This is a genomic window from Geodermatophilus sp. YIM 151500 (assembly GCF_025716945.1).
Classification (GTDB): Bacteria; Actinomycetota; Actinomycetes; order Mycobacteriales; family Geodermatophilaceae; genus YIM-151500.
In genome coordinates this window covers 359,875-376,928 of the sequence record NZ_JAOVZT010000003.1, presented here as the reverse complement: position 1 = coordinate 376,928, position 17,054 = coordinate 359,875, and the positions used below count along the sequence as shown (strand labels likewise).

The window sequence follows — 17,054 nt, the reverse complement described above, 5'->3', positions numbered from 1 at the left end:
ACGTCGCCGTGCCGGGGCCCGGTGCCCCGGACCGCCCCGGGAGGGGGACGTGGACTGGCTCTCCGACCCTGGCTACTGGGCGAGCCGGCTGGTGTTCACCCGCGGTCTGGCGCTGACCTACCTCATCGCGTTCGTGGTCGCGCTGCGCCAGTTCCGGCCGCTGGTCGGTACGGCCGGGATGCTGCCCGTGCCGGACCACCTGGCCCGGACGCCGTTCCGCAGGGCGCCGAGCCTGTTCCACCTGCACTGGTCGGACCGGTTCTTCGCCGGCGTCTGCTGGGTGGGCATCGCCGGTTCGGCGGCCGCTCTCGCCGGCCTGGTCGACCGGGCGCCGCTGGAGGCCTGGATCGCGGTCTGGGCCCTGTTGTGGGCGCTGTACCTGTCGATCGTGAACGTGGGGCAGACCTGGTACGGCTTCGGCTGGGAGTCGCTGCTGCTCGAGGCGGGCTTCCTGGCCATCTGGCTGGGGCCGGCCGACGTCGCCCCGCCCGTCCTGGTGCTGTGGCTGCTGCGCTGGTTGCTGTTCCGGCTGGAGTTCGGCGCCGGCCTGATCAAGCTGCGCGGCGACCGGTGCTGGCGCGACCTCACCTGCCTGCGCTACCACCACGAGACCCAGCCGATGCCCAACCCGGCCAGCTGGTGGTTCCACCACCTGCCGCCGCGGTGGCACACCGTGGAGACGCTGGGCAACCACGCCACCCAGCTGGTCGTGGTGTGGGGCCTGCTGCTGCCGCAGCCGGTGGCGACGGTCGCGGCGCTCGTCGTGATCGCGACGCAGGCCTACCTGGTGCTCAGCGGCAACTTCTCCTGGCTCAACTGGCTCGCCCTCGTCCTCGCGACGTCGGCCGTCGACGGCCGGGTGTGGGCCGCGGTGCTGCCGGTCGACCCGCCGGCGGATCTGGCGGCGCCGCCGACCTGGCACGCCGTGCTCGTGGTCGTGGTGACCGCCGGGCTGCTCGCGCTGAGCTGGCGGCCCGCGCGGAACCTCGTGTCGCGGAACCAGCTGATGAACGCCAGCTTCGACCCCTTGCACCTGGTGAACACCTACGGCGCCTTCGGCTCGGTGACCCGCACCCGATACGAGGTGGTCGTCGAGGGCACCGACGACCCGGCCGCCGGGCCGGAGGCCGTCTGGCAGGAGTACGAATTCCGCGGCAAGCCGGGCGACGTGCGCCGCCGGCCGCCCCAGGTCGCGCCGTACCACCTGCGTCTGGACTGGCTCATGTGGTTCGTCGCGATCGACCCCGGCTACGGCGGCCGCTGGCTGCCGGCCTTCCTCCGGCTGCTGCTGGAGGGCGACCCGGCGACGCTGCGGCTGCTGCGCCGCTCGCCGTTCCCGCCGGGGTCGCCGCCGGCGTTCGTGCGGCTGCGGCTGTTCCGCTACCGGTTCACGACGAGGCAGGAGCGCCGGGCGACGGGGGCGTGGTGGTCGCGCGCGCCGGTCGCCGTCCTGGTGGACCCGGTGTCGCTCGACCGGCTGCGCACCCCGTCCCGCTGAGCGACGGGGCGGCCGTCGATCGCGGACGGCCCGACCGCGGCGATCAGGCCGGACGGCCGCGTCCCTCGCGCAGGAGGCGGACCAACGCGTTGGTGGAGGGATCGGAGTCGTACGCGGGCGCCGAGTCGCTCTGCAGCTTCGGGGCGAGCTGGTTGGCCATGACCTTGCCGAGCTCGACGCCCCACTGGTCGAAGGAGTTGATGCCCCACACCACGCCCTGGGTGAAGACCCGGTGCTCGTAGGCGGCGACCAGCTGGCCCAGCACGGACGGCGTCAGCTTCGGGGCGACGATCGCGTTCGAGGGGCGGTTGCCCGGCATCACCTTGTGCGGGACGACGTCCCGCGGTGTGCCGTCCGCGGCGACCTCCTCGGCGGTCCGGCCGAAGGCCAGGGCGCGGGGCTGGGCCAGGAAGTTCGACAGGAACAGGTCGTGCATGCCGTCGAGGTCGTGGTTGGGCTGCGCGAAGGCGATGAAGTCGGCCGGCACGAGCACCCTGCCCTGGTGCAGCAGCTGGTAGAAGGCGTGCTGGCCGTTGGTGCCCGGCTCGCCCCAGACGATCTCGCCGGTGGCGACGTCGACCGGTGAGCCGTCGAGCCTGACCGACTTGCCGTTGGACTCCATGCACAGCTGCTGCAGATAGGCCGGGAAGCGGGCCAGGTACTGCGAGTAGGGCAGCACCGCCTGGCTCTGGGCGCCGAAGAAGTCGACGTACCAGACGGAGATCAGGCCGAGCAGCGCCGGGAGGTTCTGCTCGTACGGCGCGCTGCGGAAGTGCTCGTCGATCGTGTGGAACCCGTCGAGCAGCTCCCGGTAGTGCGCCGGCCCGATCGCCACCATCAGCGCCAGGCCGACCGCCGAGGTGAAGGAGTAGCGCCCGCCCACCCAGTCCCAGAAACCGAACATGTTGGCGGTGTCGATGCCGAACTCGGCCACCTTCTCGGCGTTCGTCGACACGGCGACGAAGTGCTTCGCCACGGCCTTCTCGTCGCCGCCCCGCCCGCCGGATGCCAGGCCCTCGACCAGCCAGCGGCGGGCCTGCGTCGCGTTGGTCAGCGTCTCCTGCGTGGTGAACGTCTTGGAGGCGACGACGAACAGGGTGGTTGCGGGGTCGAGGTCGCGGGTGGCCTCGGCAAGGTCGGTCGGGTCGATGTTGGAGACGAACCGGAAGGTCAGCGACCGGTCGGAGTAGTCCCGCAGGGCCAGGTAGGCCATCGCCGGGCCGAGGTCCGAGCCCCCGATGCCGATGTTCACCACCGCCCGGATCCGCTCGCCGGTGTGCCCGGTCCACTCCCCGCTGCGCACCCGCTCGGCGAAGTCGGCCATCCGGCGCAGGACCTCCTGGACGTCGCGCCGCACGTCCTGGCCGTCGACGTCCAGCCCGCCGGTGCCCGGGTCGCGCAGGGCGACGTGCAGGACGGCGCGGTCCTCGGTGGTGTTGATGTGCTGCCCGCGGAACATCGCCTCGGTCCGCTCGCGCAGGCCGGCCCGCTCGGCCAGCGCGGCGAGCAGCCGGACGGTCTGCCGGGTCAGCCGGTTCTTCGAGTAGTCCAGGTACAGGTCGCCGGCCCGGCAGGTCAGCTCCGCCGCGCGCGCCGGGTCCTCGGCGAACAGGTCGCGGAGGTGCCGGTCGCGCACCTGCCGGTGGTGCTCCGCCAGCGCCTCCCACTCCGCGCTCCCGCTGATGCCCACGGACCCTCCTCCTCGCCGGTGACGCGCTCGACCCTCGCGCGCAGCATCTCGCAGACGTCAGGGGCCGGCGGACCCGACCACGGTGAGCGTGACGCCGTCGGCGAGCCGGTAGGGGCTGGCGGTCAGCAGGGCGCCGACCAGCCGGCGCAGCCGGGAGATCTCCGCGCGCACCGTCACGCAGTGCTCCTCGTCGCCGAACAGGGCGGTGCTGAGCTGGGGAGCGCTCACGCCGGCCCGGCCGGCCCGCTGGAGCAGCTCCAGGATCTGCGCGTGCCGCCGGGTCAGCGTCGTCCGCCACGGTTCGGCGTCCGACCGCACGTGCAGCACCGGCACGTCGCCGACGTGCAGCTCCGCGGTGACGGTCGACCGGGCCGCGCGGGGGCGGACCAGCCACCCCTCGTCCAGCCGCTCGGGGATGCACAGGCCCAGGCCCGGGACGGACATGACCCGGTCGGCGCGCGGGGCCGCGACCCGGGTGCGCACGTCGACGCCGGATCGGTGGGCCACCCAGCCGTCGTCGTCGACGAGCAGCAGCGGCCCCCGGGCCGCGGCGAGCACGGGCCGGGCCCGGTCCCGGAGCCGCGCCAGGTGCCGCTCGTGCGCGCGCCGCAGCCGGTCCTCGGCCAGCCGGACCGCGGCCTCGACGAGTGTGCCGATGACCGGGTGGAGGGTCAGCGCCGGGCCGCTCACGTCGACGATGCCGAGCAGCTCGCCGGTGACCGGGTGGTGGACCGGGGCGGCCGTGCAGTACCAGGGGTGCTGGGCCTGCTCGAAGTGCTCGGCCGAGAACAGCTGCACCGGCGCGGCCTCGGCCAGCGCCGTCCCGATGGCGTTGGTGCCGACCGCGGCCTCGGTCCACAGCGCGCCCTCGGTGAAGCCCAGCCGGTCGGCCCGCAGCCGCACGGCCGCCGACCCCTCGCGCCAGAGGATGACCCCGTCGGCGTCGGTGACCACGACGAGGAACTGCGCGGCGTCGGCCGCGCTGACCAGCACCTGCCGCAGTTCGTCGACGACCAGCGACAGCGCCGACCGCTGCCGCCGCTGTTCCACCTCGACGAACGGCAGCGGGTCCCGGGGGCCGCGTCGCGAGGCGTCCAGCCCGAGCCCGAGCACGCGGGACCACGACCGCTGGACCACCCGCCGCGGGGGAACGGGGGGACGAGCTCCCCCCAGGACGGCGTCGTGCACCCGCAGGAGCACGCGCGCGTGCTGCGAGAGGTCGGTCCCGGGCGCGATCGCGGAGAAACCGGCCACGTCCACCCCTTCCGGCGACCCGGCGTGCAACACGCTGCAACGCTTCCGCGCCCGGCACCGCTGCGCTGTGCTCCCCATCACACCACGACATCCCGGCACTCCGACATCCCGCCGTGGCGACGCGGCGGGGCGGGAGGAACACCATGACGCAGACGCTGGACGCCCCCGCGACCACGCCCGCACAGCGGGCCGAGAACTGGCTGTCCGACTTCGAGGAGGCCCTGCGCGGCCGGGACGTCGAGCGGGCGGCCGGCATGTTCGCCGCGACGAGCTTCTGGCGCGACCTGATCGCCTTCAGCTGGAACATCTCCACGGTCGAGGACCGGCACGGCGTCACCGAGCTGCTGACCGCCACCCTCGACCGCACCGACCCCTCCGGGTTCGCCGTCGAGGAGCCGCCCGAGGAGGCCGACGGGGTCACCACCGTCTGGTTCACCTTCGAGACCGCCGTCGGCCGCGGCCGCGGCCTGGCCCGGCTGGTCGAGGAGGACGGCGACACGCGTGCCTGGACCTTCCTCACCACGCTCCACGAGCTGAAGGGCCACGAGGAGCCGCGCGGCCCCGCGCGACCGATGGGCGCCGAGCACGGCGCCAACCGGGACCGCCTGACCTGGCTGGAGCGGCGGGAGAAGGAGGAGGCCGAGCTGGGCACCGCGGTGCAGCCCTACGTGCTCGTCATCGGTGGGGGGCAGGGCGGCATCGCGCTCGGTGCGCGGCTGCGGCAGCTCGGCGTGCCCAGCCTCGTCATCGACAAGCACCCGCGGCCCGGCGACCAGTGGCGCGGCCGGTACAAGTCGCTGTGCCTGCACGACCCGGTCTGGTACGACCACCTGCCCTACCTCAAGTTCCCGGACAACTGGCCGGTGTTCTCGCCCAAGGACAAGATCGGCGACTGGCTCGAGTCGTACGTGAAGGTCATGGAGGTGCCCTACTGGGGCAGCACCGTGGCGACCAGCGCGTCCTACGACCCGGCGACCGCCGAGTGGACCGTGCAGCTCGAGCGCGAGGGGGCACCGCTCACCCTGCGCCCGAAGCACGTCGTCCTCGCCACCGGCATGTCGGGCAAGCCGAACGTGCCGGTCATCCCCGGGCAGGACGTCTTCCGCGGCGACCAGCACCACTCCTCGGCCCACCCGGGTCCGGACGCCTACGCCGGCAAGCGGGCCGTGGTGATCGGCAGCAACAACTCCGCCTTCGACATCTGCGGCGCGCTGTGGGAGAGCGGCGCCGACGTGACGATGGTGCAGCGGTCGTCGACGCACATCGTCAAGAGCGACAGCCTCATGGAGATCGGGCTCGGCGCCCTCTACAGCGAGCAGGCGCTGGCGGCGGGGGTGACCACGGAGAAGGCCGATCTGATCTTCGCGTCGCTGCCGTACCGGATCCTGCACGAGTTCCAGATCCCGCTCTACGAGCAGATGAAGCAGCGCGACGCCGACTTCTACGACCGCATGGAGAAGGCCGGCTTCTGGCTCGACTGGGGCGACGACGGCTCCGGGCTCTTCATGAAGTACCTGCGCCGCGGATCGGGCTACTACATCGACGTGGGCGCCGCTGACCTCGTGGCCGAGGGCGACGTGGGGCTCGCCCACGGCCGGGTCGACCACCTCACCGAGGACGCCGTCGTCCTGGAGGACGGCACCGTGCTGCCGGCCGACCTCGTCGTCTACGCCACGGGCTACGGGTCGATGAACGGCTGGGCCGCCGACCTGATCAGCCAGGAAGTCGCGGACAAGGTCGGCAAGTGCTGGGGCCTGGGGTCCGACACCACCAAGGACCCGGGTCCGTGGGAGGGCGAGCAGCGCAACATGTGGAAGCCGACCCAGCAGGAGGCGCTGTGGTTCCACGGCGGCAACCTGCACCAGTCGCGGCACTATTCGCTGTACCTCGCCCTGCAGCTCAAGGCCCGGCACGAGGGGATCCCGACCCCGGTCCACGGCCTGCAGGAGGTGCACCACCGCAGCTGAGCCCCGGGCGCGGGGGCCGGGCCGGTGAGCCGGTCCCCACGCCCGGCACCACACCCACCCGCCGGCAGCGCCGGCTCCCGCCCGCCAGGGCGGTCGGCACGAGGAGTTGACGTCGTGAAGGCAGCACGCTTCCACGGCCGCGGCGACGTCCGCGTCGAGGAGGTCCCCGAGCCGGCGGTGCGCCCGGGGACCGTGGCCGTCGAGGTCGAGTGGTGCGGCATCTGCGGCACCGACCTGCACGAGTACCTGGAGGGACCGATCTTCGCGCCGCCGGCGGGGACGCCGCACCCGTTGACCGGGGAGACCGTGCCGGTCGTCCTCGGCCACGAGTTCGCCGGCGTGGTCGCCGAGACCGGGAACGGGGTGGACGGCCTGTCGGTCGGCGACCGGGTGGCGGTGGAGCCCTACATCGTGTGCGGCCGCTGCGACGCCTGCAGCCAGGGCCGCTACAACGTCTGCGCCACCCTGGGCTTCGTCGGGTTGTCCGGCGGTGGCGGCGGCTTCTCCCGGTACGTCGTGGCCGAGCGCCGGTGGGTGCACCCGCTGGGCGATCTGGGCACCGACGTGGGGGCGCTGGTCGAGCCGCTCGCGGTGGCATACCACGCCGTCCGGCTGTCCGGTGCCCGGCCGGAGCACTCGGCGGTCGTCTTCGGTGCCGGCCCGATCGGGCTGGTCACGACCGCGGCGCTCAAGGCGGCCGGTGTGGAGCAGGTGCTCGTCGTCGAACCGGCCGGGGCGCGCAAGGCCAAGGCGGCCACCGCCGGCGCCGACGTCGTGCTCGACCCGCGGGAGACCGACGTCCTCCCCGCCGTCGCCGAGCTGACCAAGGGGCGGGGGGCCGACGTCACCTTCGAGTGCGCGGGCGTCGACGCCGTGCTGGGCACGGCCATCCGCGCCACCCGGGCGGGCGGTACCTGCGTGAACGTCGCCATCTGGGGGCACGACGCCTCGGTCAGCATGAACGACCTGGTCTTCCGCGAGGTGTCGGTGCTCGGCAGCCTGGCGTACGCGCACGACCACCCGGCGACGATCGCGATGGTGGCCGACGGGCGGGTCGACCCCTTCCAGTTCATCACCGGGCGCATCGGCCTCGACGACATCGTCGAGCGGGGCTTCCGCGAGCTGGTCGACAACAAGGAGGAGAACGTCAAGATCCTCGTCCGGCCGTGATGCCCCCGGTGACCGCGGCCCCGCCGTGACGCGGCCGCCCGCTGCCGCCGCGGGCCGCCCCGTCCTGGCCGGCGCCGTCGCCAACCTCGCGGTGGGCACGCTCTTCGCGTGGAGCCTGGTGGCCCGCGAGGCGGCGGCCGCGGTGGGGACGACGCCGCGCGTCGCCGGTGCGGTGTTCGCCACCGCGGTCGCCGTCTTCGCCGGCGTGCTGCTGTGGGTCGGCCGCGCGCTGCGGCGGTGGGGCACCCGGCCGCTGCTGCGGGCAGCCGCGGTCCTCGGCGGCGGGGGACTGCTGCTCGCGGCGACCGGCGGCGGGCCCCTGGCGCTGTGGGCCGGGGTCGCCCTGCTGTTCGGCACCGCCAACGGGCTGGCCTACGGCGTCGCCGCCGCGCTGGCCGCCCGGGTGCCCGCCCGCCGCCGGGGCGCCGCGACCGGCGCCGTGGTGGCCGCCTACGCCGCCGGACCGGTGGCGCTCGGCGCGGTCGCGCCACCGGCGCTGCGGACGGCGGGGTGGCAGGTGTGCCTCGCGGTGCTGGGCGCGGTCGTGGCCGGGCTGCTGCTGGTGGCGGCGCAGCTCGCGCCCCCGGACGGGGCCCCGGGCCGCCCCCGCGCGGGCCGGGGGGCCCTCCGCCGGGTGCGGCGGCCCGTCGTCCTGCTGTGGCTGGTCTTCGCCGGGGGGACAGCGCCCGCCCTGGCGGTGTTCGCGTACGCCGTGCCGCTGGCGGCCGGCCGGGGCCTCGACGCGGCGGCCGCGGGGCTGGCCCTGTCCGCGCTGGCCGCCGGCAACCTGGCCGGGCGGGTGGCCGGCGGGACGTGGTCGGACCGGACCGGCCGGCCGGTGGCGCTGGCCACCGCGCTGGGCGCCGGTGCCGCGTCGCTCGGCTGCCTGGCCGGCCCGGCCGCGCCCGGCCTGGTCGTGGCCGGCTTCCTCGGCACGGGGCTGGCCTACGGCGCCGTGTCGTCGCTGGTCCCGGCGGCCACGGCCGACGCGGTCGGCCCCGACGCCTTCCCCACGGCGTACGGCTGGGTGTTCACCGGCTGGGGCGCGGCCGGGCTGCTGGCCCCGGTCGCCGGCGGGTCCCTGCTCGGGGCCGGCCGGGACGCGACCTGGCTGCTGCTCCTCCTGGGTGTCGCGTTCGTCCCGGCGGCGTGCGCGCTGTGGGCACTGCGGGGCGGCGGGGACCGGGGCCGGCCCTGACGTGGGCGGCCCGGCGTCGGTCAGGCGCCCACCGGCAGCGCGAGCCGTTGCGGGGTGAACATCGCCGGCTCCTGACCGGGGGTGAGCGCGGTCGGCCCGTAGAGCCAGTCGACGAAGCCGTAGTCCCGCACGTCGCGCTGCCGCAGGAAGGCGTTGCGCGCCTCCCGCTCCGCGCCCGTGAGGTGCCAGAGCTCCCCCCACGAGCGCGCCGTCGTCACCACCCGCCGGCAGTGCTCCGGCCGCACGGCGTCGTACGCCGCGAGGGCTGCGTCCCAGTCGAGCCGGCCGGCGGCCAGTCCCGCCCGGACGTGCTCGGCCAGCACCCAGGCGTCCTCGAGGGCCATGACCGCCCCCTGCGCCAGGTACTGCAGCGGCGGGTGGGCGGCGTCCCCGGTCAGCGCGAGGCGGCCCTGCACCCAGCTGGGGATCGGGTCGCGGTCGTACATCCGCCACCAGCGGTCGCGCCACATCAGCGGCAGGCCGGCCCGGACCTGCTCGCTGCACCCGGCGAAGGCCGCGTCCAGCTCGTCGGGGGTGCCCCAGCCCTCCTCGCCGGCGAGCGCCCGGGGCGAGCGGAACACCGCCACCTGGTTGAACATCTCGCCCGAGCGCAGCGGGTACTGCACGAAGTGGCTGTGCGGCCCGACGTGCACCACGACGTCCGACATCGACACGTCCATGTTCGCGACCGTCGCGGCGGGGATCGCGCCGCGGTAGGCCACGTAGGCCGAGCTGACCGGCTCGTCGTCGCTGATCAGGCGGCGGGCGACCGAGTACAGGCCGTCGGCGGCCACGACGACGGGAGCCACCTCGGCGCCGCCGGCGTGGAGCACGGCAACGCCCTGCGGCAGGTGCTCGTACCCGGTCACCTGCACGCCGTTGACCAGGTCCACGCCGCCGCGGCGGCAGGCCCGCAGCAGGATGCCGTGCAGGTCGCTGCGGTGGATGACGACGTAGGGGGAGCCGTAGCGCCGCCGGACGTCGGCGAGGTCGAGGCGGGTGAGGACGGTGCCGTCGACGCCGTCCCGCATGACCAGGTTGCCCGGCTGCACGCCCAGGGAGAGGACCTCGGGCAGCAGCCCCCAGGCGTCCAGGATCCGGGTGGCGTTGGGGGCGATCTGCATGCCGGCGCCGACCTCGCCGAACTCGGGTGCGCGCTCGAGCAGGCGCACCCGCAGGCCCGTGCGGGTGAGGGCGAGCGCGGTGGCCAGCCCGCCGATGCCGCCGCCGACGACCAGGACGTCGGTGTCGCTGTGGATCGTGCTCACGGGAGTTCCTCCGGGTTCTACAGCCAGGGCGGGAGATCGGGAACCGCGCCGGACGGCGACGTCACGTCGCCTCCGGGACGGCCGGTGAGATAGGCGGCCACGCCGGCGAGGGAGCCGTGCACCGCGGTGGGGTCGCCGTGGCCGGTGACCTCCCAGGAGCGCCGGCCGTCGGCGGTCAGGACGAGCGCCGGTTGGTCGCCGCCCGAGCGCCGGGTGACGACGTCGTCGACCAGGGCGAGCAGGAAGGCCCCGGGCAGGCCGGCGAAGCCCAGCCGCGGGTCGAGGTCGACCGCGTGCACGAGGACCTCGCGCGCCCGCAGCCACGGGATGCCGGTCGCCGGCACCGGCCGGCCCTGCGCGGTGCGGACCGGCCGGCACCACTGTTCGCCGGTGAGCGCGTCCAGGGCGCCGGCGAGCCGGGCGGCCGACTCCGCCACCCACCGGCGCAGCTCGACCGGAGTCCGCCGGGCGCCGGCCTCGATGTCGGCCGCGCGCTGCGCGGGGGAGGAGTACATCGGCGTCTCCTGACCGGTGGCGGCCCAGCGCGCCAGGTTGAGCAGCGCCTCGGCGTTGCCCGCCACGTGGGCCACGAGGTGCGCGCCGGTCCAGCCCGGCAGGGCGGTCGGGCCGGCGAGGGCGTCGTCTCCGGTCCGGGCCAGGGCGGCGAGGAAGAGGGCGGTGCCCTCGTCGGCCCAGGTCCGGGCGGCGGCGAGCTCGTGCACCGCGGTCACGCTCCGGGCCCGGCGACGACCGGGTTCTCGCACCGGCCCAGGCCGCTGACCTCGGTGGTCAGGTGCTGCCCGACCTCCAGGTAGCGGGGCGGCCTGCGGGCGTGGCCGACGCCACCGGGTGTGCCGGTGGCGATCACGTCACCGGGCCGCAGGGTGCCCATCGTGGAGACGTACTCGACCAGCGCGACGGGGTCGAACAGCAGGTCGGCGGTGCTGTCCTCCTGCACGGTCTCGCCGTCGACCTTCGTGCTGATCTCCAGGGCCGGCCGGACGCCGCCGGGCAGCTCGTCGGGGGTGACCAGGTACGGGCCGAGGGGGGTGGTGGCCTCCCAGTTCTTGCCCTGCAGCCACTCGCGGGTGCGGAACTGCCAGTCGCGGCAGGTCACGTCGTTGAGCACGGCGAAGCCGGCGATGGCGCGCTCGGCGTCCGCGCCGCGGGCGCGGCGGACCGGGGCGCCGATGACCACGGCCAGCTCGCACTCCCAGTCGAGCGCGTCGGTCTCCGGCGGCTTGACGATGCCGTCGGCGGCGCCGACCAGGGTGTCGGCGTACTTGCTGAACAGCGTCGGGTGGGCGGGGAGGTCCCGGCCCATCTCGAGGATGTGGGTCCGGTAGTTGAGGCCGACGCAGACGATCTTGCCGGGGCGGGGGACGACGGGCGCGAACGCCGCGCTCCCGACCTCCGCCACCGGGCCGGTCGCGGCGGCGGCACGCTCGGCCCAGGCCGGGTCGGCGAGGAGGACGCCGAGGTCGTCGGCGCCGAGGTCGACCAGCAGGTCGTCCTCGACGCGGACGGCGCGCGTCCCGCCGTCCAGGGTGCGGATGGTCGCCAGCTTCACCGGGTCGCCTCCACGGCCGTGCGGTCGAGGCGCAGCGCCTCGAGGATCGGGGTGTCGCTGAACCGGAAGAGGTCCAGCGCGCCGGAGTCGGAGTCGGACGGGCCGGCCTCGGAGCGGACCGACAGCGGCTCCCAGGAGGGGACGACGAACAGGTCGCCGCGCTCCACCCGCCAGGAGGCGTCGCCGACGGTCACGGTGCCGCTCCCGTCGAACACCTGGAACACCGAGGAGCCGGCCTCGCGGCGCGGCGCGGTCTCGACGCCGCGGCGGACGCGGTGCATCTCGGCGCGGATGGTCGGCAGCACGTCGCCGCCGGTGGTCGGGTTGGTGTAGCGGACGGCGGCGTGGCCGGGCTCCACGGTGCCGGCGGACCCGTCGTCCTCCAGCTCCAGCTGGTCGGCCAGCGCGGCGTCGGTGTCGACCCAGCGGTAGTTCAGCAGCGGCGTGGCGGAGGTCGTGCCCGGCGCCGACACCGGCCGCAGCCCCGGGTGGCCCCACAGCCGCTGGGACCGGGAGCGCTCCGGCGTGGTCCGCTCCTCGTCGCTGATCGAGTCGCGGCCGAACTCGAAGAACTGCGACTCGGTGCCGTACTGGAACGGGATGTCCAGCCCGTCGAGCCAGGCCATCGGCCGGTCCGCGGCGTTGTGGTGGGCGTGCCAGTTCCACCCGGCCTGCGGGAGGAAGTCGCCGCGGTTCATCGGCACCGGGTCCCGCCCGACGACGGTCCACACGCCCTCGCCCTCGACGACGAAGCGGAAGGCGTGCTGGGTGTGCCGGTGCTCGGGCGCGTCCTCGCCCGGCATCAGGTACTGGATGGCCGCCCACAGCGTCGGCGTGGCGAACGGCCGGCCGCCCAGCGCCGGGTTGGCCAGCGCGATCGCGCGGCGCTCACCGCCGCGGCCGACGGGGACCAGCGAGCCGGCCCGGTCGGCCAGGCCCAGCAGGTTCTGCCAGCGCCACACGTGGGGCACGGCCCGCGACCGCGGGTGCGCCGGCATGAGGTCACCGATCTCGGTCCACAGCGGCACGAGCAGCTCCCGCTCGAAGCCCCGGTAGAGCTCCTCGAGCGCGGGCGTCGGTGAGGGTTGGTCGGGGGCGTCGACGGTGGTCAGCGAGATCGGTGAGGTCAGGTGCTGGGTCACTGCGGTGCTCCTTTCGGGGGGCAGGGCGGGGTGGTCAGTGGGCGAGGACCTCGACCCGGTCGCGGGGGACCGGCCGGGTGGTGGTCGTGGTGGCGAACAGCAGGACGGCGGCCGTCGCGGCGGCCAGCGAGAAGGCGAGGAAGTTGCTGCCGACCCCGAGCCGGGCGTCCAGCAGCCAGCCGCCGACCTGGGGGGCCAGCACGGCGCCGATCCGGCCGGTGCCGAGCGCGAAGCCCAGGGCGGTGCCGCGCAGCCGGGGCGGGTAGTGGCTCGCGACGGCGGCGATGACCAGGCACTGCGCGCCGTGGGTGCCGACGCCGGCGAGGACGAGCGCCGCGTAGATCGGCAGGGTGCTCGACGGGTAGGTGAGCAGGAAGGCCAGGCCGGCCGCGGCGGCGGCGGCCGCTCCGACCGCGCTGCGCAGGGGGCCGTAGCGCACGCCCGCCCAGGCGGTGACGAACGAGCCGAGGACGGCGCCCAGGTTGAGGGCGAGCAGGAACGACAGCGGGGCGCCCATGTCGAAGCGGGCGTCGGAGGCCATCAGCTTGGGCAGCCAGGTGCCCAGGCCGTACCAGGCGAAGAGGGTGAACACCGTGGCCAGCGCGAACAGCGCGGTCGCGAGGGCCCACCGCGGGGCGAACAGGGCGCGCAGCCCGGCCGCGGAGTCCGCGTCGTGCCCGTCCCCGGCCGGGTCGAGCCCGTAGGCGACCTCGATCCGCCGGGCCTCCGCCGCGCGGCCCCGGGAGCGCAGCCACACCGGTGACTCCGGCAGCACCGCCACGCACACCGGCAGCAGCACGACCACGGCCAGGAAGGCCACGGCGTACATGGCGCGCCAGCCGAAGGCGGGCAGCAGCCACAGGCCGAGCAGAGCGGCGGCCGAGCCGCCGATCGGCACCCCGGACATCATGAACGTGGCGACCGCGGACCGGGTGCGGACGCGGACGAACTCCGCGGTCAACGCGTTGGCCGACGGCACCAGCCCGCCCAGGCCCAGCCCGGCGAGCAGGCGGAACAGCCCGAAGACCTCCGGCCCGGGTGCGAACGCGCACAGGCCCGTGAACAGCGAGAACCAGAGCGTCGACCAGAGGATCGTGCGGCGCCGGCCCAGCCGGTCGGCCAGGTGCCCGGCCCCGAGGGCGCCCAGCAGCATCCCGGCGAAGGCGAGGCTGCCGACGAAGCCCGCAGCGGAGGCGCTGAGGTCCCAGCCGGGCTCCTCCTGCAGCAGCGGGATCGTCGTCCCGTAGACGATCAGGTCGTAGCCGTCGAAGACGACGATCAGCCAGCACAGCGCCGGCACCAGCCAGGCCCCGCGGGTGCCGACGGGCCGGGCGCGGGGGGCGGTGGACGTCATGCGTCACAGCGTGGGTTGTGTTCTGCAGATCGGTCCATAAGATTCTGCTGTGAAGAACCCACCGCCGTACGCGATTTCCAGCGTCGACCACGCGCTGCAGCTGGCCACCGCGCTCCAGGTCGAGGGGTCGCTCAGCGTCAGCGAGGCGGCCACCCGGCTCGGCGTGGCCCGGTCGACGGCGCACCGGCTGCTGGCGATGCTGGTCTACCGCGACTTCGCCGTCCGGGACGGCGACCGGCGGTACGCCGCCGGCCCCGTGCTCTCCCTCGGCGCCTCGTCCCAGTCGCGGACGGCGCTGCTGCGCACCGTCGCGATGCCCCACCTGCACGCGCTCGTCGAGCGGGTCGACGAGACGGTGAACCTGCAGATCCTCGCGGGCGACCACGTGCGTTTCATCGCGTCGGTGGAGTGCAACCGGGCGCTGCGGGTCAGCGACCGCGAGGGGATGGTCTTCCCGGCGCACCTGGTGTCCGGCGGCAAGACGATGCTCGCCGACCTGCCCGACACCCAGGTCGAGACCTTCTACGCCGAGGAGAAGTGGACCGACCGCCCCGGTCAGCGCCCCGACCTGGCGGCTCTGCGGAGGGAGCTGCGCACGGTCCGGGAACGGGGCTTCGCCATCAACGCCGGCCGTACCGAGGACGGGCTCACCGCGATCGGCCGGGCGGTGCGGCTCGACGGGAGGCGGGCCGAGGCGGCGGTCTCGGTGTCGATGCCGAGCGTCCGGTTCTCCGAGGAGGACCTCCCGCGGATCGTCGCCGCGCTGGCGCTGACCACGCGGGACATCGAGCAGGAGTTCGCCCGCGCGCTCGACCGGCCGGCCTGAGCGCGAGGGATCCCGGGCCGGCCGGGGCGGAGCACCATCCCGGCCCCGGGGCGGTGCCCCCGCGGCGCGTGCCACCGACGAAACTCCGCCTCCGGATTGTCACGACTGCATAACGGCGCGTACGGTGGCCCGGTCCGGTCGGTCGCCAGGCCCCCGTTCGGGAGGCCGAGCGGACGCCGCCGCGTCACCCTCCGGGTCACGGCCCGTCCCGACCGCCGCAGACCTCGTCGCCCGCACTCCCGTCGCAGCCTGCCCTGCCCGGCTGCGCCCGTCCTGCTCGGAGCCCTCCCTCCCCATGGATCCCCGCACCACCTCGTCCGGTCGCGCCGCCGACCGCCGCAGCCGGACGGGTCGTCCCCGCCGCCGTCCGCTCGCCGCCGTCCGCCGTCCCGGCCTGTACCTCGGGATGGTCACGGCCGGCGCGGTCGTCGCGAACGTGCTCCTCGGTGGCGACCCCGCGGCCCAGGCCGAGGCCGGGGTGCCGCAGTCGGTCAGCGTCGCCCGGCAGCTCGGGCTGACGGGCGAGGGCGCGCCCCCCGCCGCGCCGGTCGAGCCCGACGCGCAGCAGATCGTCGAGCCGCTGCACGACCTGGCGGCCAGCCGCGACACCCGGGAGGCCGAGCAGACCGCGGCCGCGCAGGCGCAGGCCGCCGCCGACCAGGCCGAGCTCGACCGGCAGACGGCCGAGGCCGAGGCGGCGCGCGCGGCCGAGGAGGCCGCGGCTGCGGCGGCGGCCGAGGAGGCCGCCGCCCGGGCCGCCGAGGAGGCCGCGGACGACGCCCCGGCCGGGGCGCCCGCCTCCCGGCAGGCCGCCGCACCCGCGCCGTCCGGTTCGGTGGCGGCCACCGCGGTCGCGCGCATCTCCAACAGCGCGGGGAAGGTCAAGGCCCCGGCGCAGGCCGCGGCCGACGCGGTGGTCAGCAACGTGCCCGGCGCCGACGGCATCACCATCGGGGGCACCCGCCCGAGCGCGGCCGACCCCGGCGGCCACCCGTCCGGGCTGGCGCTGGACTACATGGTCGCGCCCGCCCTGGGGGACGCGATCGCCGAGTACCACATCGCCCACTGGGACGAGCTCGGCGTGGAGTACGTCATCTGGCAGCAGCGGATGCTCAGCTCGCCGGGCGGCGCCTGGAAGCCGATGAGCGACCGCGGCAGCGCGACGGCCAACCACATGGACCACGTCCACGTGAACTACCGGGGCTGAGCCCGGCGCCGGGCCGCACGAGTCGCCGTAGGAGTCCGATCCCGCGCCGCGTCGTCCGGACCCGTGGGCACCCGATCCGTCCAGCGCGCGCGCCGATACGGTGGGGCCATGCCGACCAGGTCACCCGGGCCCGCCGGGAGCATCCGGGACCTGCAGCTGCCCGGGCGGGCGGTGACCGCGCTGACCCGCGCGGGGATCACCGACGTCGCGGGCCTCGCGACGCTCACCCGCGAGGACCTGGAGGCGATCGGCGGGCTGGGTCCGGCCATGATCACCGCGATCCGGCGCGTCGTGCCGGAGCCGGGCGCGTCCCGTGCCGGGTCGCCGCGGGCAGCCGGCGCCCGGGTGCGCACCGGCCCGGCCGGCCCCGGTGCCGACGAACCGGATGAGCCGCGCGAGTCGCCGGTGATCCCGTCGGTGGAGTCGCTGCGGGGTCCGCGGCGCCGCAGCGCCGTCGACCTGCTGGTGCCCGGGCCGCCGACCGGTCCCGCCGCTCCGGTGACCGAGCCCGCTCCGGCGACCGGGCCCGCCACCTCGGCGGCCGGGCCCCGCACCACCGGTCCCACCGCCGGCGGTCCTCGCCCCGCGGAGTGGTCGGATCTGGCGCACCTGGGCGCCCGCGGCGCTCGCGCCCTGCTGGGCGCTCCCGTGCGACTGGCGCTGTGGTCGGTCCGCGCGCCGGCGCGTTGCGTGCGGCGGCGCGGCGACCCGGCCGACGGTGCCGGGACCGACGGCGCGGCCTGAGCCTCGGCCGCCGGTCGCTGGCGGAGGCCCACGCCCCAGGGGAGACGTCCTGGACATCTGTTGCGGAGCCGTTCCGCGAGCCGCGGGCGGGGCCCTGGGGCGCTCCTCGGGTGCGCCCCCGCCCGCCAGCGTGCGCCGCTCGATGTTTGCCCTCGCCCGGTTGCGG

14 protein-coding genes are annotated in these 17,054 nt (G+C 75.6%); 7 read left to right on the top strand and 7 right to left on the bottom strand.

Annotation, left to right across the window (positions count from 1 at the left end; translation table 11 throughout):
- The first annotated feature begins 49 nt into the window (after positions 1-49).
- Positions 50-1,498 carry a lipase maturation factor family protein gene (locus tag OF117_RS08135; RefSeq protein WP_263552318.1) on the top strand — a complete coding sequence of 483 codons (1,449 nt, stop codon included), beginning with the start codon at positions 50-52 and terminating at the stop codon, positions 1,496-1,498.
- 43 nt (positions 1,499-1,541) lie between these two features.
- On the opposite strand, the gene pgi is transcribed toward OF117_RS08135, so the two are convergent.
- Together pgi and OF117_RS08125 are read right to left on the bottom strand one after the other, a co-directional pair.
- Positions 1,542-3,188 (bottom strand): glucose-6-phosphate isomerase, encoded by a 1,647-nt coding sequence (gene pgi / locus OF117_RS08130; RefSeq protein ID WP_263552317.1) that lies wholly within the window; start codon positions 3,186-3,188, stop codon positions 1,542-1,544.
- A gap of 57 nt (positions 3,189-3,245) precedes the next feature.
- Positions 3,246-4,442, bottom strand: coding sequence for a GAF domain-containing protein (locus tag OF117_RS08125; RefSeq protein WP_263552316.1), 1,197 nt, complete (start codon positions 4,440-4,442; stop codon positions 3,246-3,248).
- Between the two features lie 143 nt (positions 4,443-4,585).
- On the opposite strand from OF117_RS08125, the gene OF117_RS08120 reads away from it, so the two are divergent.
- The 3 genes from OF117_RS08120 (at position 4,586) to OF117_RS08110 (ending at position 8,777) form a co-directional block, all read left to right on the top strand.
- Positions 4,586-6,409 (top strand): flavin-containing monooxygenase, encoded by a 1,824-nt coding sequence (locus tag OF117_RS08120; protein ID WP_263552315.1) that lies wholly within the window; start codon positions 4,586-4,588, stop codon positions 6,407-6,409.
- Between the two features lie 114 nt (positions 6,410-6,523).
- Positions 6,524-7,579 carry a 2,3-butanediol dehydrogenase gene (locus tag OF117_RS08115; RefSeq protein ID WP_263552314.1) on the top strand — a complete coding sequence of 352 codons (1,056 nt, stop codon included), beginning with the start codon at positions 6,524-6,526 and terminating at the stop codon, positions 7,577-7,579.
- A gap of 25 nt (positions 7,580-7,604) precedes the next feature.
- Complete coding sequence (locus OF117_RS08110; RefSeq protein WP_263552313.1) at positions 7,605-8,777, top strand: MFS transporter; 1,173 nt, start codon at positions 7,605-7,607, stop codon at positions 8,775-8,777.
- A 20-nt stretch (positions 8,778-8,797) separates the two neighbouring features.
- Here the strand turns inward: OF117_RS08110 and OF117_RS08105 are convergent, their stop codons facing one another.
- From OF117_RS08105 to OF117_RS08085, 5 genes are read right to left on the bottom strand one after another with little or no spacing between them, the layout of a single operon-like run.
- Positions 8,798-10,045 carry an FAD-dependent oxidoreductase gene (locus OF117_RS08105; protein ID WP_263552312.1) on the bottom strand — a complete coding sequence of 416 codons (1,248 nt, stop codon included), beginning with the start codon at positions 10,043-10,045 and terminating at the stop codon, positions 8,798-8,800.
- A 17-nt stretch (positions 10,046-10,062) separates the two neighbouring features.
- Entirely contained in the window at positions 10,063-10,767 is a 705-nt protein-coding gene (locus tag OF117_RS08100) for a maleylpyruvate isomerase family mycothiol-dependent enzyme (protein ID WP_263552311.1), read from the bottom strand.
- Between the two features lie 5 nt (positions 10,768-10,772).
- Positions 10,773-11,615: a fumarylacetoacetate hydrolase family protein gene (locus OF117_RS08095; protein WP_263552310.1), complete on the bottom strand. Its 843-nt coding sequence runs from the start codon at positions 11,613-11,615 to the stop codon at positions 10,773-10,775.
- Positions 11,612-12,757 carry a cupin domain-containing protein gene (locus OF117_RS08090; protein WP_263552309.1) on the bottom strand — a complete coding sequence of 382 codons (1,146 nt, stop codon included), beginning with the start codon at positions 12,755-12,757 and terminating at the stop codon, positions 11,612-11,614. The genes OF117_RS08095 and OF117_RS08090 overlap by 4 nt, the downstream gene beginning before the upstream one ends.
- A 34-nt stretch (positions 12,758-12,791) precedes the next feature.
- Positions 12,792-14,111, bottom strand: coding sequence for an MFS transporter (locus tag OF117_RS08085; protein WP_263552308.1), 1,320 nt, complete (start codon positions 14,109-14,111; stop codon positions 12,792-12,794).
- A gap of 49 nt (positions 14,112-14,160) precedes the next feature.
- Here OF117_RS08085 and OF117_RS08080 point away from each other — a divergent pair, with 49 nt between their 5' ends.
- The 3 genes from OF117_RS08080 to OF117_RS08070 all read left to right on the top strand — a co-directional run bounded on the left by OF117_RS08080 (position 14,161) and on the right by OF117_RS08070 (position 16,888).
- Complete coding sequence (locus OF117_RS08080) at positions 14,161-14,937, top strand: IclR family transcriptional regulator (protein WP_263552307.1); 777 nt, start codon at positions 14,161-14,163, stop codon at positions 14,935-14,937.
- 295 nt (positions 14,938-15,232) lie between these two features.
- A complete protein-coding gene (locus OF117_RS08075; RefSeq protein WP_263552306.1) occupies positions 15,233-16,144 on the top strand; it encodes a hypothetical protein in 912 nt (303 codons plus the stop codon).
- Between the two features lie 108 nt (positions 16,145-16,252).
- Positions 16,253-16,888, top strand: a complete 636-nt coding sequence (locus tag OF117_RS08070; RefSeq protein ID WP_263552305.1) for a DNA-directed RNA polymerase subunit alpha C-terminal domain-containing protein — start codon at positions 16,253-16,255, stop codon at positions 16,886-16,888.
- Positions 16,889-17,054: the final 166 nt, after the last annotated feature.